At 63.0% G+C, this 19403-nt stretch carries 15 protein-coding genes and 2 pseudogenes; 11 read left to right on the plus strand and 6 right to left on the minus strand.

Features of this window, described 5'->3' with window-relative positions; genetic code table 11:
- The first annotated feature begins 149 nt into the window (after nucleotides 1-149).
- The 6 genes from B2S33_RS06045 (at nucleotide 150) to B2S33_RS06070 (ending at nucleotide 9709) form a co-directional block, all read left to right on the plus strand.
- Nucleotides 150-2036 carry a DUF1302 domain-containing protein gene (locus B2S33_RS06045; protein WP_028688110.1) on the plus strand — a complete coding sequence of 629 codons (1887 nt, stop codon included), beginning with the start codon at nucleotides 150-152 and terminating at the stop codon, nucleotides 2034-2036.
- Nucleotides 2037-2061: 25 nt separating this feature from the next.
- Nucleotides 2062-3426 (plus strand): DUF1329 domain-containing protein, encoded by a 1365-nt coding sequence (locus tag B2S33_RS06050; protein ID WP_027916600.1) that lies wholly within the window; start codon nucleotides 2062-2064, stop codon nucleotides 3424-3426.
- Between the two features lie 270 nt (nucleotides 3427-3696).
- Nucleotides 3697-6411: a LuxR C-terminal-related transcriptional regulator gene (locus B2S33_RS06055; RefSeq protein WP_110606931.1), complete on the plus strand. Its 2715-nt coding sequence runs from the start codon at nucleotides 3697-3699 to the stop codon at nucleotides 6409-6411.
- 158 nt (nucleotides 6412-6569) lie between these two features.
- Entirely contained in the window at nucleotides 6570-8177 is a 1608-nt protein-coding gene (locus B2S33_RS06060) for a tetratricopeptide repeat-containing response regulator (protein ID WP_027916598.1), read from the plus strand.
- Complete coding sequence (locus tag B2S33_RS06065) at nucleotides 8174-8866, plus strand: sensor histidine kinase (RefSeq protein WP_027916597.1); 693 nt, start codon at nucleotides 8174-8176, stop codon at nucleotides 8864-8866. Before B2S33_RS06060 ends, B2S33_RS06065 begins: the two co-directional genes overlap by 4 nt.
- Before the next feature lie 126 nt (nucleotides 8867-8992).
- Nucleotides 8993-9709, plus strand: a complete 717-nt coding sequence (locus B2S33_RS06070; protein WP_028688113.1) for an OmpA family protein — start codon at nucleotides 8993-8995, stop codon at nucleotides 9707-9709.
- A gap of 34 nt (nucleotides 9710-9743) precedes the next feature.
- Here the strand turns inward: B2S33_RS06070 and pta are convergent, their stop codons facing one another.
- Nucleotides 9744-11831, minus strand: a complete 2088-nt coding sequence (gene pta / locus B2S33_RS06075) for a phosphate acetyltransferase (protein ID WP_125922004.1) — start codon at nucleotides 11829-11831, stop codon at nucleotides 9744-9746.
- 31 nt (nucleotides 11832-11862) lie between these two features.
- On the minus strand, nucleotides 11863-12165 hold the full coding sequence (locus B2S33_RS06080; protein ID WP_027916594.1) for a DUF3565 domain-containing protein: 303 nt from the start codon (nucleotides 12163-12165) through the stop codon (nucleotides 11863-11865).
- On the opposite strand from B2S33_RS06080, the gene B2S33_RS06085 reads away from it, so the two are divergent.
- The gene (locus tag B2S33_RS06085; RefSeq protein WP_027916593.1) at nucleotides 12164-12649 is read left to right on the plus strand and encodes an FKBP-type peptidyl-prolyl cis-trans isomerase; all 486 of its coding nucleotides are present in this window, start codon (nucleotides 12164-12166) and stop codon (nucleotides 12647-12649) included. The genes B2S33_RS06080 and B2S33_RS06085 overlap by 2 nt on opposite strands.
- A gap of 145 nt (nucleotides 12650-12794) precedes the next feature.
- Nucleotides 12795-13277, plus strand: a complete 483-nt coding sequence (locus tag B2S33_RS06090) for a glutathione peroxidase (RefSeq protein WP_027916592.1) — start codon at nucleotides 12795-12797, stop codon at nucleotides 13275-13277.
- A gap of 38 nt (nucleotides 13278-13315) precedes the next feature.
- On the opposite strand, the gene B2S33_RS06095 is transcribed toward B2S33_RS06090, so the two are convergent.
- Nucleotides 13316-14506 carry a glycosyltransferase family 4 protein gene (locus B2S33_RS06095; RefSeq protein ID WP_027916591.1) on the minus strand — a complete coding sequence of 397 codons (1191 nt, stop codon included), beginning with the start codon at nucleotides 14504-14506 and terminating at the stop codon, nucleotides 13316-13318.
- Between the two features lie 263 nt (nucleotides 14507-14769).
- Between B2S33_RS06095 and B2S33_RS21545 the strand changes: the two are divergent.
- Both B2S33_RS21545 and B2S33_RS21550 read left to right on the plus strand, forming a co-directional pair.
- A pseudogene (locus B2S33_RS21545) lies at nucleotides 14770-15456 on the plus strand (PAS domain-containing protein); the annotation flags it as partial.
- Between the two features lie 105 nt (nucleotides 15457-15561).
- Nucleotides 15562-15996 (plus strand): annotated as a pseudogene (locus B2S33_RS21550) (methyl-accepting chemotaxis protein); the annotation flags it as partial.
- A 114-nt stretch (nucleotides 15997-16110) separates the two neighbouring features.
- Here the strand turns inward: B2S33_RS21550 and B2S33_RS06105 are convergent.
- Nucleotides 16111-16326, minus strand: coding sequence for a TIGR02450 family Trp-rich protein (locus B2S33_RS06105; RefSeq protein ID WP_023534670.1), 216 nt, complete (start codon nucleotides 16324-16326; stop codon nucleotides 16111-16113).
- A gap of 43 nt (nucleotides 16327-16369) precedes the next feature.
- Nucleotides 16370-17134, minus strand: coding sequence for a sulfate transporter CysZ (gene cysZ / locus B2S33_RS06110; protein ID WP_236167494.1), 765 nt, complete (start codon nucleotides 17132-17134; stop codon nucleotides 16370-16372).
- A 288-nt stretch (nucleotides 17135-17422) separates the two neighbouring features.
- Here cysZ and trxB point away from each other — a divergent pair, with 288 nt between their 5' ends.
- Entirely contained in the window at nucleotides 17423-18385 is a 963-nt protein-coding gene (gene trxB, locus B2S33_RS06115; protein ID WP_027916588.1) for a thioredoxin-disulfide reductase, read from the plus strand.
- Between the two features lie 32 nt (nucleotides 18386-18417).
- On the opposite strand, the gene nadC is transcribed toward trxB, so the two are convergent.
- A complete protein-coding gene (gene nadC / locus B2S33_RS06120; RefSeq protein WP_288650061.1) occupies nucleotides 18418-19266 on the minus strand; it encodes a carboxylating nicotinate-nucleotide diphosphorylase in 849 nt (282 codons plus the stop codon).
- Nucleotides 19267-19403: the final 137 nt, after the last annotated feature.

The raw sequence follows: 19403 nt of genomic DNA on the forward strand, positions 1-19403 counted from the left end.
GGGATCGAGCGCCTGTGCCTTGCTGGCTATAGTCGGGGCCAGGGGCTTTCGGGAGGGGAGGGTGAGCAGGCGCAGGCTTGCACACCGGTCGTTCGGGCCGTTCCTTGAAGCACCACTGCCATAACAAAAAAGAACATGGAGTAGCGTCGATGAAATCTGCAAACCCGTTCTGGCGCAGGGCCAGGTTGCCCATGGCTGTAAGCCTGGCGTCCACCCTTGCCAGTCCCGCTTTCGCGGTCAGTTTCAACATCGGTGAAATCGAAGGCCAGTTCGACTCGTCGCTCTCCATCGGCGCCAGTTGGTCCACGGCCAACCCCAACCGCAACCTGATCGGGGTCAACAACGGCGGCAAGGGCCTTTCGCAAACGTCCGACGACGGCCACCTCAACTTCAAGAAGGGCGAGACCTTCTCCAAGATCTTCAAGGGCATCCACGACCTGGAGCTCAAGTACGGCGATACCGGCATCTTCGTGCGCGGCAAGTACTGGTATGACTTCGAACTCAAGGACGAGGGCCGGCGTTTCAAGGACATCAGCGACTCCAACCGCAAGGAAGGGGCCAAGTCCTCGGGTGCCGAGCTGCTCGACGCCTTCGTCTACCACAACTACTCCATCGGCGATCAGCCGGGCTCGGTGCGCCTGGGCAAGCAAGTGGTCAGCTGGGGCGAGAGCACCTTCATCGGCAGCGGCATCAATGCCATCAACCCGATCGACGTGTCGGCGTTTCGCCGGCCAGGGGCCGAGATCAAGGAAGGCCTGATTCCGGTCAACATGTTCTATGTGTCCCAGAGCCTGACCGACAACCTGTCGGCCGAGGCCTTCTACCAGCTCGAGTGGGACCAGACCGTCGTCGACAACTGCGGCACCTTCTTCTCACAGCCAGACATCATTGCCGACGGCTGCACCGACAACCTGCGCGTGCTCAACAGCAGCCGTACCGTGCCTGCCGCCGCTCGCCAGTTCCTGGCCACCCGCGGCGTCAACATCAACGAAGAAGGGGTGATGGTGCGCCGTGGCGGCGACCGCGATGCCCGTGACAGCGGTCAGTTCGGCGTGGCCATGCGCTACATGTTCGAACCGCTGGACACCGAGTTTGGCGCCTACTTCATGAACTACCACAGCCGTGCGCCGATCTTCAGCGCAACCGGCGCATCGCCTTCGGTCTTCTCCGCCATCCCGACCCTTCCAGCGCAGTTGCGTGCACTGGCACCGTTGATCGTGGCTGGCAACTCCAAGTACTTCGTCGAGTACCCCGAAGACATTCGCCTGTATGGCCTGAGCTTCTCCACCACGCTGCCCACCGGCACCGCCTGGAGCGGTGAGATCAGCTACCGCCCCAACGCACCTGTGCAGCTCAACACCACCGACATCCTGTTCGCCGGTGTGCGCCCGCTGGGCGGCGCCTTGAGCAACGCGTCGCTGCTCGATGGCGTGCCTGGTCAGGACCTGCATGGCTACCGGCGCAAGGAAGTCACTCAGTTCCAGACCACCCTGACCCACTTCTTCGACCAGGTGATGGGCGCCAGCCGCATGACCGTGGTAGGCGAGCTGGGCGTGACCCATGTGGGCGGCCTGGAAAGCGCCTACGACACACGCTACGGCCGCGATCCGGTGTTCGGCCCTGGCCCGTTGCCCGCCACCGGTGGGGCCAATACCTGCCAGGCGCTCAACACCAGCACCATTGCTGGCGCAGGTGCCGGTGCCTCGACGGCCAACCTGAACCGCAAGTGCGAGAACGACGGCTACACCACCAGCACCTCGTGGGGCTACCGCGCCCGGGTCATCTGGGACTACAACGATGTGTTCGCAGGCGTCAACCTCAAGCCGAGCGTGGCCTGGTCTCATGACGTCTCCGGTTACTCGCCAGGCCCAGGCGGCAACTTCGAGGAGGGCCGCAAGGCCGTCAGCCTGGGGCTCGATGCCGAGTACCAGAACACCTACACCGCCAGCCTGTCGTACACCAATTTCTTCGACGGCAAGTACAGCACCGTGGATGACCGCGACTTCCTCGCCCTCAGCTTCGGCGTGAACTTCTAAGCATACGGATCCAGGACGACACGACATGAACAACACCAGAAGTCTGCTGCAAGCCGGTGTGCTGGGCCTGTCCCTGCTGGCAACCAGCGTGATGGCGGCAGTACCGGCCGGCGAAGCGGCCAAATTGGGCAACACCCTGACCCCCATGGGCGCAGAAAAGGCCGGCAACGCCGATGGCTCCATCGGGCCCTGGCAGCCGCTTTCGAAGACGGCCGGCAGCGTCGATGGCAAAGGCTTCCTCGCCGACCCCTACGGTACCGAGCAACCGCTGTTCACCATCACCGCGCAGAACGCCGACCAGTACAAGGACAAACTGTCTCCAGGCCAGATGGCCATGCTCAAGCGCTACCCGGACACCTACAAGTTGCCTGTCTACAAGACGCACCGTGGGTCAACGGTACCGGCCGAGGTGTTCGCTGCAATCAAGGAAAACGCCACCCAGGCAACCCTGGTGGAAGGTGGTAACGGCCTGAACAACTTCCGCACGGCAGTGCCGTTCCCCATCCCACAGAACGGGCTGGAAGTGATCTGGAACCACATCACTCGCTACCGCGGTGGCAGTGTGAGCCGCCAGGTCATCCAGGCGACCCCGCAGCAGAATGGTTCCTTCAACCCGGTGTCTTTCTCTGATCAGTTCGTGTTCCGTGATCGGATGAAAGACTACGACCCCAACAATCCAGGCAACATCCTGTTCTACTTCAAGCAGGAAGTGACCGCGCCGGCACGCCTTGCAGGCACCGTGCTGCTCGTTCACGAAACCCTCGACCAGGTCAAGGAACCGCGCAAGGCATGGATCTACAACGCCGGCCAACGCCGCGTACGTCAGGCGCCGCAGGTGTCGTACGACGGCCCGGGGACGGCTGCCGACGGCCTGCGCACCTCCGATAACCTGGACATGTTCAACGGCGCTCCGGACCGCTATGACTGGAAGCTCGAAGGTAAAAAGGAGCTGTACATCGCCTCCAACGCCTTCAAGCTCGACGACCCGAAGCTCAAGTACGCCGACATCATCAAGGCAGGGCACATCAACCAGGACCTTGCCCGCTACGAGCTGCGCCGCGTCTGGCATGTGGTGGCCACACTCAAGCCCGGCCAGCGACATATCTACGCCAAGCGTGACTTCTACATCGACGAAGACACCTGGCAAGCTGCCGTGATCGACCAGTATGACGGGCGCAACCAGCTGTGGCGCGTCTCCGAAGCCCATTCGCAGCCGTACTACAACGTCGAGGTACCATGGATCACCCTGGAAGCCATCTATGACCTGCAATCGGGGCGCTACCTGGCCTTGGGCATGAAGAACGAAGAAAAGCGTGCCTACAACTTCAACTTTACTGCCAGCAAGGCCGACTTCCAGCCTGCGGCCCTGCGTCAGTCGGGCATCCGCTGACAGCGAAGCCATAAAATGATGGGGCCACGCTCGGTGGCCCCATCGCGCCCATGCAAGGGTGCCAGTCCCAGCAGATGCGCCAGGCCGGTGCGATAAACCGTCTGAATACCCCGCCAAAGCCCCCATCCCAGCCTGCGTCGACCGGCGCTGTTGCTTTTTGTCGTAGTCTTTTTCCGACGCAGTCTCCCCGCCAACTTCAAATGCAGGGCGTTAACCGCTAGTCTCGCAACCACCCTTACGCCGTATTTTTCCACCCAGAACGAGCCGGCCATGACAGATCTGTCCCGTACGCATGGATGCACCAGCCAGGCCGTGGGCCTGATGGACGAGCATTTCTTTCGACCGCCCTTGCCCGACGGCCATGTCCCGCGTCAGCGTCTGTGCCAGCGCCTGCAAGCCGGGCTGGGCGGGCGGTTGCTGCTGATCAGTGCGCCCGCGGGCTTTGGCAAGAGTTCACTGGCCATCGAGTTCTGCGAGACGCTGCCTGCCCACTGGCGCACGCTGTGGTTGGGCTTGAGCCAGCGAGATGCCGATCCCGGGCGCTTTCTGGAGCGTCTGCTCGACGGGTTGCAGCAGCACTGCCCAGCCATGGATGGGCAGGCGATGGCGCTGTTGAAGATGCGCCAGCGCCACCAGCCGTTCGCGTTCGAGCCGTGGCTTGGCACGGTGCTTGACGCGTTGGCGCTGAACCTGCGCAGCGAGTCGCCCTTGCTGGTGGTGCTGGACGACTACCACCTCGCCCAGGGGCCCGTCCTGGACCACTGCCTGCAATTCTTCCTGAACCACTTGCCCGCAGGCCTTGTGTTGCTGGTGACCAGTCGTCAGCGCCCGGACTGGCACCTGGCACGCCTTCGCCTCTGCCGGCAGTTGGCCGAACTGAACGAGCAGGACCTGCGACTGACCGCCGAGGAGTCGCTGGCGGTGCTGGGGCGCAGGCCCACTGGCCTGCGTGGCCAAGCGCTGGACAACCTCATCCAGCGCAGCGATGGCTGGGTGGCCGGGCTGCGTTTCTGGCAGTTGGCCGCCAGCGAGTCGAGCGATGAAAACGTTCTGCCCCAGGCGTTGCACGGTGGCGAAGGCCTGATCCGCGATTATCTGCTCGAAGAAGTGATCGACATACTGCCTGCGCCTGTGCAGCGCTTTCTCGACGAGACGGCGTGCCTGGAACGCTTCTGCGCGCCTCTATGCGACGCGGTACGGCTGCAACAGGACAGCAACGCGATCCTGGATTTTCTGCAATCGCACCAGGTGTTTCTGGTGCCACTGGATGAGCATGGCCGGTGGTTTCGCTACCACCACCTGTTCTCCGATCTGCTTCGCAGCCGCCAGGCACGCGAGCCTTTGACCGAGCGGCACCTGCGTGCCTCTTGCTGGTTCCAGGCCCAAGGCTTGCTGGATGAGGCGGTGGAGCAGGCGTTGCGCGGGGGCGACCTGAACGCGGCGGCCGACCTCGTGCAAAGCCTGTCCGAAGAGCAGTTGCTGGCCGAGCAGAACGTCGCCATGTTGCTGCGTTGGAAAATGGACCTGCCTGACAGCCTGCTGGTCAGCACACCGCGCCTGATCGTGTTGTACAGCTGGGCCCTTGGCCTGGCGTGCCAGCTCGACGCTGCCGAGGAACTGGCAAGCCATCTGGGGCGCTTTCTGCCGGCGCCTTCTGCCACTGCCCAGAAGTCCATGCTCGCCCAGTGGCTGGCACTGAGCGGCGTGATCGCCAGAGGCCGAGGCGATCGTGAACGCACCCTGACTTGCTGCACCGAAGCACTGCAGAGCCTGCCCTGCAAACGGTATGGCCAGCGCCTGGTGTGCCTGTCGACATTGTCGAACCTGGCAATCGCCGAGGGCGACTTCTGGCGTGCGCGCGGTTGGAACCGAGAAGCGCTGGAGCTGGCGCAGCGCGTGGGCAACCCATTGTTCGAGGCCTTGGCCCACTATGACAGGGCCCGGGTATTGCACGCCCGAGGCGAGGTTGTGCGAGCACTGGGCGAAGTGCGCGAAGGGCTACAGCGTTTGCACGGGTTGTCCGCACAGCGGTTGTATGCGATCCGGGCGCGGCTGACCTTGTACGAAGGGTATCTGCTGGTCGCACACCTGTGCCCGGAGCAGGGGCTTGCTCGGCTGCGTGGTGGCCTGGGCGAGGCACGTGCCTGCCGCGACATCAGTGTGCTCATCGGTCATTGCGTGATTGCCATGCTCGACGGCCGGGAAGGGCGCTTTGCCGAGGCGTTCACGGAACTCGCCGAAGCCGAACGTCTGATGCATATCTGGGATGTGCCCCCGGTGTACTACCTGGCGATGATCACCCTGGTCAAATGCGAGCTCTGGCTCGCGCAAGGGCGCATGGACCTCGCCGAATCCTGGCTGTCGCGCCTGGGGCAGACCTACGGCGGCGCGCAGGCGGCACTGGCGCCCGAATTTCACCCGTTGTTGCCCTGCCATGTCGCTTTGCAGCAAGCCGCGCTCGACCGCATTCAGGGGCGTGAAGCAGAGGCGGCGCGCAACCTTGAACAGCTTGCCGAGCGCGGCCAGGGTTGTGGGGGCATGATGTTGACGGTCAGCGCCTTGTGCCCCTTGATCGCCTTGCACCTGGATCAGGGGCATCAGGCGCAGGCAGCACGCTTGCTGCCGACACTGCTGCAGGCGGCCAGGGGCGGTGTGTTGCAGCCGTTCCAGGAGCTGCTGCAACGCTACCCGCAGTGGCTGCGCGATCAGGTCCAGAGCAGCGAAAACTGTCCAGTTCGGGCCCAGTTGCTCGAGCGCTTGCCCGGCTTGCCATGCACCAGCGCCAGTGCTGATGCGCTCAGTAGCCGCGAACGGGCGGTGCTGGAGCTGATCGCCCAGGGCTGGTCGAACCAGCAGATCAGCGAGCGGCTGTTCATTTCGCTGCACACGGTCAAGACACACGCCAGCCACATCAACAGCAAGCTGGGGGTCGAGCGCCGCACCCAAGCCGTGGCCAGGGCCAAGGCGCTTGGCTTGCTGGAGTGAGAGTGGCAGGGCATGCGGCGGGTAGCTAAAATGCTGGCCTGATGCCACCTTGCAAGTGGCGCGTACACCTCGCTTATCTTTTCCGACCGCCTGCCGATACAGCGTTCGGTGGTTCGCCTCGTGCCATCTTTCCATTTCTTCCAGGGCAGGTCGTGTTGATGCTGCAGTTCGGGCAAAAGAGTTTTCTGATCGTTGACGACTTCACCGACTTTCGCACGTCGACCCGCTCCATGCTGCGCGAGCTGGGCGTTCGCGACGTGGACACCGCCGACAGTGGCGAGCAGGCGCTGCGCATGTGCGCCCAGAAGCGTTATGACTGCATCCTGCAAGATTTTCACTTGGGCGATGGCAAGAAAAACGGCCAGCAGGTGCTCGAAGACCTGATCATCGACAAGCACATCAGCCACGAATGCGTGTTCATCATGGTCACCGCCGAAAGCAGCCAGGCCATTGTGCTCAGCGCCATCGAGCACGAGCCCGACGCCTACCTGACCAAGCCCTTCAACCGGGTAGGCCTTGCCCAGCGGGTGGAAAAACTCTACCAACGCAAGGCACTGCTAAAGCCGATCCTCCAGGCGCTGGACCGCAATCGCCCTGGTGAAGTGCTGGCAGCCTGCGCCGAGCTGTGCAAGCGCGACCCGCGCCTGGCGCCGCTGTGCCTGCGCTACCGGGCCGATGCGCTGCGCAACCTCAACCGCTTCGAAGAACTCGAGAAGTTTCTCAAGGCCATTCTCGCCAGCCGCCCGCAGCCCTGGGTGTACGCGGCATTGGGCAGCTTGATGCACAAGCGCGGGCAGCTTGCCCAGGCCCAGGCCGTCTACGAGCAGGCGCTCAAGGCCTTCCCGATCATGCCCAGTCTCTACGATGGCATGGCCGATGTGCTGGAGGCGCAAGGCGAAACCAAGCGCGCCCAAGGGCTGTTGGAGGAGGCCGTGCGCCTCTCGCCGTTATCGGTTCGGCGCCAATCGAAGCTGGGCAAGCTGGCGTTGGCCAACGAAGACTTCGACAGCGCGTCCAAGGCGTTCCGGCATGCCGTGAATCAAGGGCAGAGCTCACGCTACAAGGATGCCGAGAATAACCTGGGCCTGGTGCAGGCGTTGATGAGCCGCAATGCAGGCTTTGGCCTGGACGCGCGCACCCGGGTCGAGATCAACACCACGCTCAGCGAGGTGGCCAAGGAAAACCCGGAAGACCAGGGCCTTCAGGTGCGTGCCCGCATGATGAAAGCTGCCAGCCTGCAGCAGGCCGGTGACCCGGAGACCGCTGCCAAGCTGACGGACCAGGCCGTCCAGCGCCTGGAAAAGATGAACCAGTTCTTCTCGGTCGATGCGGCCCTGACCGTTGCTCGGCAATTACAGGCATCGGGGCAGGATGCCGCGGCCATCGGCGTGCTCAGAAGCTGTGTGGAGAGTTATGGCGACGACCCCAAGGTCATGGAACGAGTAGGCCAGCTGACGGATGACCCCAGCGTGCTGAACGCCATTACCGAAGCCGTCACGCTCAATCGTCAGGGCGTGCGCAGTTACCAGGGAGGTCAGCTCGGCGAGGCGTTGCAGCTGTTCCGTAAAGCGTTGGGCCTGCAGCCCAGGAACATCAGTATCGCCCTCAATACCGCCCAGGCGCTGCTGCGCATTGGCGGAGAGAATCCTCAGCCTGCGATCATGCAGGAGTGCCGCGACGCCTTGACGAGCGTGGCCGGTATCCCCGCCAGCGATAATCGCTATGACCGCTACCGCAAACTGCATACCCGGGTGTTCGGCGCATGAATCTTGATAATCAGGGGCTGGATTTTTCCACGGTGATCGCCTCCACCGTGCACGACCTGAAGAATTCGCTCTCGGCACTGATCCAGTCCCATAGCCAGTGGGTCCAGCGCTTGCCTGAAGAGCTGCGCGGTGGCGCGGAACAGGGGGTGATGGAACATGAGTTCCGGCACCTCAATGGCATGCTGGTGCAGTTGCTGGGCTTGTACAAGCTCGGCGTTAATCAACTGCCGGTGTGCCCGGACTACCACGAACTCGACGACTTCATCGAAGCGCAGTTGGCGGCCCATGAAGAAGTGCTGCAACACAATGCCATCGAGGCGAACTGGCGCATCGATACCGATAATCCCCTGGGCTTCTTCGACCGCGAACTGGTGGCCTCGGTGGTGACCAACGTCATCACCAATGCCACGCGGTTCGCCGAAAAGGCCCTGCTGATTACCATCGAAGAGGCAGACAACCAACTGGTCATCTGCATCAACGATGACGGGCCCGGCTACCCGGCGCGCATGATCGAACGGCAACAGGAATACATCCAGGGCATCGACTCCACCAGTGGTAGCACGGGCCTTGGCTTGTATTTCGCTGCGCGTATTGCGGCCTTGCATGAAAGCGGCGGCGTGCAGGGTCGCATCGACATCTCCAACGGGGGTGCGCTTGGAGGCGGCCTATTCCGGTTGTACTTGCCCTGAGGAGTGAGCAGGGCGGTGCAGAAATGCGCAGGCGGGTGCGGAATTTTCACCCGGCAAGACACTCCAAGCCTGACATAGAGCCGTTCCAGACCTACGGCCTACATGATCAATACGAGGAGCTTGCCCATGTTCACCATGCGTCGCCTGATTATCGTCGCAACCACTGCTGCCCTGATGACCGGCTGTGCGGGGCAGAACCCCTATGAGAACCAGGGGCAAGATGGCGGCGGCATGAGCAAGACCGCCAAGTACGGTGGCCTGGGTGCCCTGGCCGGTGCCGTGGCCGGCGCCGCGATCGATCACAACCACCGTGGCAAGGGCGCACTGATCGGTGCTGCGGCCATTGGCGCCGCGGCGGCCGGCTACGGCTACTACGCCGACAAGCAGGAAGCCGAACTGCGCGCGAAAATGGCCAACACCGGTGTCGAGGTTCAGCGCCAGGGCGATCAGATCAAACTGATCATGCCCGGCAACATCACCTTCGCCACTGACTCGGCCAACATCTCGCCAAGTTTCTACGCGCCGTTGAACAACCTGGCCGGCTCGTTCAAGCAGTTCAACCAGAACAACATCGAAGTGGTGGGCTTCACCGACAGCACCGGTAGCCGCCAGCACAACATGGACCTGTCCCAGCGCCGTGCCCAGGCAGTCAGCAGCTACCTGACCTCCCAGGGTGTGGACGCCTCGCGGGTCACCGTGCGTGGCATGGGCCCGGATCAACCCATCGCCAGCAACGCCGATGCCAATGGCCGCGCGCAGAACCGCCGCGTGGAAGTGAACCTCAAGCCTATCCCTGGCCAGCAATACGACCAGCAGCAAGGCCAGGTTCAGCAGTATCCCTGACCGAGTTGGGGGGGCGCTTGATGGCCCCCCGCATTCAGCGCACTTCGCTCGCCTGGATGGCGGTCAGGGCAATGGTGTGCACGATGTCATCGACCTGTGCCCCGCGCGGTAGATCGTTCACTGGCTTGCGCAGCCCCTGCAGCATGGGCCCCAGGCTCACGCCGTCGGTGCTGCGCTGCACCGCCTTGTGCGTGGTATTGCCGGTGTTCAGGTCCGGAAACACGAACACCGTGGCGCGGCCGGCCACCTGACTGCCCGGCGCCAGGTCGCGTGCAACGGCAGGGTTCACGGCCGCATCGTATTGCAACGGCCCGTCGATCATCAGTTGCTCGCCGCCATCGCTGGCCATGCGTGTGGCCTCGCGCACCTTCTCCACTTCCTCGTCGCTTGCCGAATCGCTCGAATAGCTGATCATCGCTACCCGTGGCGTGATACCGAAGGTGAGCGCCGATGCAGCGCTCTGGCGCGCGATCTCGGCGAGTTCGGCGGCATTGGGGTGGGGGTTCATCACGCAGTCGCCGTAGACCAGCACTTGGTCCGGGAACAACATGAAGAAGACCGAAGAGACCAGGCTGGCGCCCGGTGCGGTCTTGATCAACTGCAATGCAGGGCGGATGGTGTTGGCCGTCGAGTGCACCAGGCCCGAGACCAGGCCATCGACTTCGTCCAGGGCCAGCATCATGGTGCCGATGACCACCGGGTCTTCGAGCTGTTGCTCGGCCATCGGTGCGTTGAGGTTCTTGCTTTTGCGCAGCGCCACCATGGGCTCGACATAGCGCTGGCGGATCAGGTCCGGGTCCAAAACTTCCAACCCTTCGGGCAGGGTGATGCCCTGTGCGCGGGCCACGGCATCGACCGCTTCAGGCTTGGCGAGCAGCACGCAGCGGGCAATGCCGCGAGCCTGGCAGATGGCCGCTGCCTGCACCAGCAGCGGCTCAGCACCTTCGGGCAGGACGATACGTTTGTTGGCCTGCTGCGCGCGCTGGATCAGTTGATAGCGGAACACGGCTGGCGACAGGCGCATCTCGCGCGGCGCACCGCAGCGCTGGCTCAACCAGGCACCGTCGAGGTGGCTGGCCACGAAGTCGGTGATGAACTCGGCACGCTCGCGGTCATCGACCGGGATTTCCCGGTTCAGGGCATTGAGCTGGTTTGCGGTGTCGTAGGACCCTGTGCTGACCGACAGGATCGGCAACCCGGCCTGCAGCGCTCCGCGGCACAGCCCCAGAATACGCGCATCGGGCTTGCTGTCGCTGGTCAGCAGCAGGCCTGCCAACGGCACGCCGTTGATGGCTGCCAGGCTCACGGCAAGGATGATGTCGTCGCGATCGCCGGGCGTCACCACCAAGGTCCCGGATGTCAGCAGCGGCACGGTGTTGGCCACCGTGCGGGCGCAGATGATGATCTTGGTCATGCGCCGCTGTTCGTAGTCACCGGCATTGAGGACCTGGGCCCCGAGCAGCTCTGCCACATCGCGCGTGCGCGGGGCGTTGAGCTCTGGTTGATAGGGAATGCAGCCGATCAAGCGGAAGTCATCGCCGCGCAGCAGCGGCGAGTGCTCACGCAGGCGCGTCGAGAATTGCTCCATGCTCTGGTCGGTGCGCACCTTGTTCAGAATCACGCCCAGCACCTTGGGGTCGCGCGGACCTCCGAACAGCTGGGCCTGTAGCTCGACCCTGCCGGACAGTTCACTGAGCACTTCCTGTTCGGCGGCAGATACCAGGATCACTTCGGCATCCAGGCTCTTGGCAAGGTGCAGGTTTACGCGTGCTGCGTAGCTGGCGTGACGGGTAGGGACCATGCCCTCGACCACGACCACGTCGTTGCCCACACACGCCTGCTGGTACAAGCGAACGATCGACTCGAGCAGTTCGTCCAGCTGGCCATCGCCCAGCATCCGTTCGACCTGGGCAAGGCTCAAGGGCGTCGGCGGCATGATGCCATGGGTACGTGCGATCAGCTCGGTGGAGCGCTCCGGGCCGGTGTCGCCTGGGTGGGGCTGGGCAACAGGCTTGAAGAAGCCCACTTTCAGGCCGGCGCGCTCCAGCGTGCGCACAAGGCCCAGGCTGATGGACGTAAGGCCGACGCCAAAGTCGGTTGGTGCGATGAAAAAAGTCTGCATGCGTGCTTCTCGAAATAAGCGGTGCAAGGGATCAGCGATCAAGGGTAGCGCTATCGGGACCCTGTGCGCACCAACCGCACGGGAACGCCTGGCCGATGCGCTGCGCACGCTGTTCGGGGTCGAGCACCCAAGGGCGCAGTTGCCAGGGCGGCACGTGGCGCAGGTGCTGGGTGTGGCCACAGCTCAACTGGACGAACCAGTGGCCTTCGGCATCCTGGGAAAAACCGATGATCCGACTGATGGACATGGGCGGATCCAGGCGAGGTTCGCAATCGGGCGATGGCTTGGTTACACTTGTGCGTTCTACATTCTTTTGCAAAAGGTCTTGCCCCATGCTGATCGCCGCCAACAAGGCTGTCTCCATCGACTATACCCTGACTAACGACGCCGGGGAGACCATCGACAGCTCCGCCGGTGGCGCGCCGCTGGTTTACCTGCAAGGTGCCGGCAACATCATCCCAGGCCTGGAAAAGGCCCTGGAAGGCAAGCAGGCCGGCGACGAGCTGACCGTTTCCATCGAGCCTGAAGACGCCTACGGCGAATACCTGGCCGAGCTGGTCAGCACCCTGAACCGCAGCCTGTTCGAAGGCGTCGACGAGCTGGAAGTGGGCATGCAGTTCCACGCATCGGCCCCCGATGGCCAGATGCAGATCGTGACCATCCGTGACGTGGACGGCGACGACGTGACCGTCGATGGCAACCACCCACTGGCCGGCCAGCGCCTGAACTTCCAGGTCAAGGTCGTTAACGTGCGTGACGCCAGCGAAGAAGAAATTGCCCACCGTCACATCCACGGTGAAGGTGGCCATCACCACTGATCTTTCTGCGCTAAGCTCAGAAAGTCGCCAGGCGTTCGGGCAAGCCGCCCTGCCTTCCCAAGGAAGGCGACGGCTTGAACGAACGCCTTTTTAGTGGGCGCAATTTGCCCAGGTGCCGTCGGCGACCTGAAAAGGGGATTACAGCATGAGTGCATTTCACGACCTGAAGTTGAACGCGCTTGACGGTGGCGATCTGTCCTTGAAACCGTACAAGGGGCAGGTAGTGCTGGTGGTCAACGTGGCCTCCAAGTGCGGCCTGACACCTCAGTACGCGGCGCTTGAGCAGCTCTACCAAACGTACAAGGACAAAGGTTTCACGGTCCTTGGCCTGCCCTGCAATCAGTTCGCAGGGCAGGAGCCGGGCAGCGAAGCGCAGATCCAGGCGTTCTGCCGCGTGAACTATGGCGTGAGCTTTCCGCTGAGCGCCAAGCTCGATGTGAATGGGCCCCAGCGTCACTCGATGTATCGCCTTCTGGCGGGCGAGGGCGCGGAGTTTCCGGGGGACATCACCTGGAATTTCGAGAAATTCCTGGTGGGCAAGGACGGGCGGGTATTGGCGCGCTTCTCCCCACGCACGGCGCCGGATGATCCTGCGGTGGTCCAGGCCATCGAGAAGGCCCTTGGCTAATCACGCACCGGGTGCTCGCCTTGGCCGCGGCGGTGGCTTCACAGCGGCGGCAGTGGCTGCATCGAGGTAGCTTGGCGCCCATGAGTGCTCAGTGAGGCGCTGAGCAGGTGCGCTTCGAACTGATCGACGATTTTCGACCACCCCTGATGGCTGGCATGCTGCCGCGCATTGAGCCTCACCCGCCGCAGGGTCTCGCTGTCTTGCAGCAGCCAGCAAGCAGCATCGATGAATGCTGCCACGTCGCCTGGCATGGCCAGCGCACCATTGTGGCCATGGCCGATGTGCTGCGCGGCCGTTGCCTGGTCATAAGCGACCACCGCCAACCCTGACGCCATGGCTTCGAGCACCACATTGCCAAACGTCTCGGTCAGGCTCGGAAACAGAAACAGATCACTGCTGGCATAGTGCTCGGCCAGTTGTTCGCCTCGCTGGACCCCGCATAAGACAGCCTCGGGGACCTGCTGCAGCAGCTTCCCCCGCAGTGGCCCGTCCCCCACCAGGATCAGGCGTAATCTTCGCTGTGGCAGAGCCCGCTGCAGAGCTTCGAAACAGCTTTGCAAAAGCCCCAGGTTTTTCTCCGGTGCCAACCGTCCCACATGCAGGACGGCGATATCATCGTGGCCCAGCCCCCAGCGTTCGCGCAGCGCCTGGCTGCGACGAGCCGGGTTGAACAGCTCCGCATCTACGCCGCGCTCCATGTGCACCAGCCGCTCGAAGCCGCGGCGCTCGAGCCAACGCTGTTGGTTCAAGCTGGGCACGAGGGTCAAGACGGCCCGGTGATGAAACCAGCGCAGGTAAAGGCTTAGCAGGCGTGCTACCACGCCCATGCCGTATTGCCCTGAAGGGTGCGCAACGTGGGTATGCAATCCGCTGACAACGGCGATCCCTAACCGCCGAGCGGTGCGCAATGCGCTCAGCCCCACGGGGCCTTCAGTGGCGATGTAGATGACATCAGGCCGTTGCCGGCGCCAGTGCCTTGTTAGCGTATGCAGGGACACCCTACTCCGTTGCAACCCCGGGTAGCCGGGCAGTGGCCAGTCGCGCCACAGTCTCACGCCAGGGTTGTGGCTCGAAGCCTGCTCCCCTGGCTGGCGAGGGCGGACGACGCTGACCTGATGGCCACGCAGGCGCAGCCCTTCGCTCAGGTTCAAAAGAATGCAGGCCACGCCGTTGATGTGCGGGGCGAAGGTGTCGCTGACGAGGCAGATGTGCAGAGCAGGTGTGTTCATGAACTGACTATCCACTTGCTGCATTGCCGGGGTATGACGGCGAGGTGACGCCTGCATGATGCATGGCTCACGACGGCCGATGACGCGCACGAATATTCATCGAGGCTGCACTCAAGAGGCGCAGTTCCCCGCCGATGCAGTTGCATTCGCCCCCACGCTCCAGGAGAGCGGTGATGTTCAACAACAAGCTCAAGCAAGAAATCCGGCAGTTGCGTGAAGAACTGATGACCATCGACCAGATCAAGAGCAGCCTTGACAGCGAAATGCTGGTGCTGCAACTCGATCCGGCCGGTCGGATCGAACTGGTCAATGGCAATTTCGAAACCGAGATGCTGTATAGGGCCGACCAGTTGCTTGGGCGCAACATCGAAGACATCGTGCCTGCCCACGTCAAGTCGCTGGATTTTCACCAGCGCATGAAAAATGCCATCAGCCGGGGCGAGCATTTCAATGGCGCGTTTCGCCTGCTGCGCGGGGACGGCCAGGAAGCCTGGCTGCGTACGATCCTGCAACCTGTGAAGGGTAGCGACGGGCGCATCAAGTATTTCACCCTGCATTCGAGCGACCTGACCCGCACCATCGTCACCTCCCGCGAGCACGAGAGCCTGATCAAGGCGTTGATGCGCTCGACGGCGGTCATCGAGTTCGACCTCGATGGCATGATCCTGACCGCCAACGAACGCTTCCTGTCGGCAGTGGGGTACCGGCTGGATCAAATCCGTGGCAAGCACCACCGTATGTTCTGCGAACCTGCCGAGGTCAATGCACCGGGCTACCAGGCATTCTGGGACAAGCTTCGTCGCGGTGAATACATTGCCGAGCGCTTTCGGCGGATCGATGCTCACGGCCGGGTAATCTGGCTGGAAGCGTCCTACAACCCGATCTTCAACGCCCACGATGAGCTCTACAAAGTGGTCAAGTTCGCCACGGTCATCACCGAACAGGTGAACCAGGAGCAAGCAGTGGCCCAGGCGGCGGACGTTGCCTACAACACCTCGCGGGAAACGGACACCAGCGCCCGCCGGGCCACCGAGGTGGTCGGCCAGAGCGTCAGCGTCATGCGCGGGCTGGAAGCCTCGATGCTTCAGGCTGCCGAAGGTATCCAGGCGCTGGACACCCAGTCGCGGGTCATTGGTTCGATCATCAAGACCATCAGCGATATCGCCGGGCAGACCAACCTGCTGGCGCTCAACGCCGCCATCGAAGCCGCCCGCGCTGGCGAGCAGGGGCGGGGCTTTGCGGTGGTGGCCGATGAGGTGCGTCAACTGGCCTCGCGCACCAGTACGGCTACCGAGGAAATAGCCCGTGTGGTGCAGCAAAACGAGCAGTTGGCCCAGGCTGCGGTGTCGATCATCGACACCAGCAAGCGTCAGGCCGAAGAAGGCCGCGCGCTGGCGGACCAGACCGGAAGCGTGATCGAGGAAATCCAGGAAGGGGCCAGGCGGGTGGTGGATGTGGTGGGGCAGTTCTCCAGCCGCCTGGGGCAGTGATGCTGGGCAGTTTTGCAGGCCAGTGGTGACCCTGAACCAAGCGACACGCAGCCGTCTGCTTGGAGACGTACAAGGTTAGCCGCTGCCTGAAAGGCACGCGGCCGGTTTACGCGCTCACCGCCAGCCCATCGCCCACACCTGGGCGTCGCGCAGCACCCGCCAATCCAGCCACTCGCTGCGCCCACTGTGCACCGCCTGCAGTTCCACGCGCAGCAGCACGCCCGCTTCGTCATGCTCCAGGTCGGTGACCAGGAAGTGCTTTTCACGGTTTACCGGCTGCGTTGCGGTCCATTTCGACAGCTTGAGTTTGGCGGGGCTGAAGCGGTTCATGGTCTGCTCCTGTAGATGGGGTAGGGTTACGCCTGGGGCAGGCTCAGGCCCGATGCGCAGGGGTGTTCACGACACGTGCATTGCCGTTCTCGCGCACCCAGAACAACGTCGCCCCCGCCACCGCCGCCGGCATCATCACCACGTTCACCCCCGGGATCAGCAACGCCAGGTAGGTCACCCCGCCAAAGCCCAGGGACTGCCAGCGCTTCTCCCGCAGCCAGGCGAGCATGTCTTGCCAGCTCATCTTGTTGTTGTCGGCCGGGTAGTCGATGTACTGGATGGCCATCATCCATACGCCGAAAATCAGCCAAAGCGGCGCGGCGACCACGTTGACCACCGGGATCAACGACAGGATGAACAAGGCGGTGGCGCGTGGCAGGAAGTAGCCGAGCTTGCGCATTTCGCGGCCCAGTGTGCGGGGGATCATCGCCAGCAGCTCTGCCCAGCTGAAGGCTGGGAAATGATCGTCGCCGCGCACCACCACTTCCACCTTTTCAGCCAAGAAGCCATTGAACGGTGCCGCGATGATGTTGGCCACCAGGGTGAAGGTGAAGAACACCATCAACACCAGCAGCACCACGAACAAGGGCCAGAGGATGTAGGTCAGGAAGCTCAGCCAGCTTGGCAGCGTGGGCACCAGCGCGTCCAGCCACTGGCTGAACTGGTGGCCGGCAAAATAGATGAGACCACCGAACAGCAGCAGGTTGATGGTCAGCGGCAGCAGCACGAACAAGCGCAGGCCAGGGCTCAGGATCAGCTTCAGGCCTTCGCGCAGGTACTGCGGCCCGGAAAGAACGGGGGCTTGCATGTATCACTCCGCAGAAAAGGTAGTCGGCAGACATTACCGAGTTTCGGGGTGATGCGGAAGCTGCGCCATCTGGGTGAAACCGGCGGTAACAAAAGCCAAGGTTCGACCCTGCCAACGCAAAGACGCGCATAGACGATGGCTATGAGGTGGATTGTCTAAGGATATTTCCTTACTCTTTGCCACCTCGCTACAGTGCGCTCATATTTCAGCGTCACAGGCCTGCCCGTGGTGCAGGCCCTACTTCATTTGCACAGCTGGCCCTTACAGCCCGCTCGACAGGAGTTCGACATGTCCGAAGCACGTCATTCGCGCGTCATCATTCTGGGCTCCGGCCCTGCCGGTTACAGCGCAGCGGTCTACGCGGCCCGTGCCAACCTCAAGCCGCTGCTGATCACTGGCATGCAGGCCGGTGGCCAGTTGACCACCACCACCGAAGTCGACAACTGGCCGGGCGACCCGCACGGCCTGACCGGCCCTGCACTGATGCAACGCATGCAGGAACACGCCGAGCGTTTCGAAACTGAAATCGTCTTCGACCACATCAACGCCGTAGACTTGGCCAACAAGCCGTTCACGTTGACCGGCGACAGCGGCACCTACACCTGTGACGCCCTGATCGTGGCCACTGGTGCCAGCGCTCGTTACCTGGGCCTGCCGTCGGAAGAAGCGTTCATGGGCAAGGGTGTATCGGCCTGCGCCACCTGCGATGGCTTCTTCTACCGCAACAAGCCGGTCGCGGTGGTTGGCGGCGGCAACACGGCCGTTGAAGAGGCGCTGTACCTGGCCAACATCGCCAGCAAGGTAACCCTGGTGCACCGCCGCGATACCTTCCGCGCCGAGAAGATCCTGATCGACAAGCTGCATGCCCGCGTTGCCGAAGGCAAGATCGAGCTCAAGCTGAACGCTACCCTGGATGAAGTCCTGGGCGACAACATGGGCGTGACCGGCGCGCGCTTGAAGAACAACGATGGCAGCAGCGACGAGATCAAGGTAGACGGCGTGTTCATCGCCATCGGCCACACCCCGAATACCTCGCTGTTCGAAGGCCAGCTGACCCTCAAGGACGGCTACCTGGTGGTCAGCGGCGGCCGTGAAGGCAACGCCACTGCCACCAACGTCGCGGGCGTATTCGCCGCAGGTGACGTGGCCGACCATGTCTACCGTCAGGCCATCACCTCGGCCGGTGCGGGCTGCATGGCTGCGCTGGACGTCGAGCGCTACCTGGACGGCCTGGCCAACGCCTCGTTCTGATCTTTCGATCGGGGCCGCCTGGCGGCCCCGTGTTACAAGCTAAGGCGCATCGACAGGTCGACCGCTCGCACATCCTTGGTCATCGAACCTATCGAGATGTAATCCACACCGGTTTCGGCAATGGCCCGCAGGGTCGTTTCGCTGACGCCGCCGCTGGCCTCCAGCTTCGCCTTGCCGGCTGTGATGCCGACGGCTTGCTTCATCTCATCGAGCGTCAGCTCATCGAGCATGATGATGTCGGCGCCAGCGCTCAGCGCCTGATGCAATTCCTCCAAGCTTTCCACCTCGATTTCCACCGGCTTGCCGGGGGCGATGCGGTGGGCGGCGTGTACCGCTTCAGCGACGCCACCACAGGCTGCAATATGGTTTTCCTTGATCAGGAAAGCGTCATACAGGCCTATGCGGTGGTTGTAGCAGCCGCCACAGGTCACTGCGTATTTTTGCGCCAGGCGCAAGCCAGGCAAAGTCTTGCGGGTGTCCAGCAACCGTACCTGCGTGCCTTCGACCAGATCCGCCAATGTGCGCGCACGCGTGGCAACCCCGGACAGCATCTGCAGGAAATTGAGCGCACTGCGCTCGCCGCTGAGCAGCGCCCGCGCCGGGCCTTCCAGATGAAACAGCGGCTGGTTGGGCTGGGCGCGATCGCCGTCGACCACCTGCCAGTGCACGGCTACGCGTGGGTCGAGTTGACGAAACACCGCATCGACCCAAGCCGTACCGGCTACCACACACCCTTCGCGAGTAATGATCATTGCCTTGGCCAGCCGCTCGGCCGGGATGAGCTGGGCGGTGATGTCGCCGCTACCGATGTCCTCCAGCAACGCGCGGCGCACGTTGGCTTCGATTTCGGCGGTGAGGTCGGCAAGGCGTAGGTTAGGCATGGTTGGCTCCACAAGCGAGATGCCCGCGATTATAGGGCAGGGCGCAGGTGTGTACAGCCGGTGGTCGGTTGCCATGACGCAGCGGGTTGAGCAATCACTGCCTATTCAGGGTCAAGACTTACCAAGGGAAACGTATC

Source organism: Pseudomonas sp. UBA5568, assembly GCF_002425525.1.
Taxonomy (GTDB): domain Bacteria; phylum Pseudomonadota; class Gammaproteobacteria; order Pseudomonadales; family Pseudomonadaceae; genus Aquipseudomonas; species Aquipseudomonas fulva.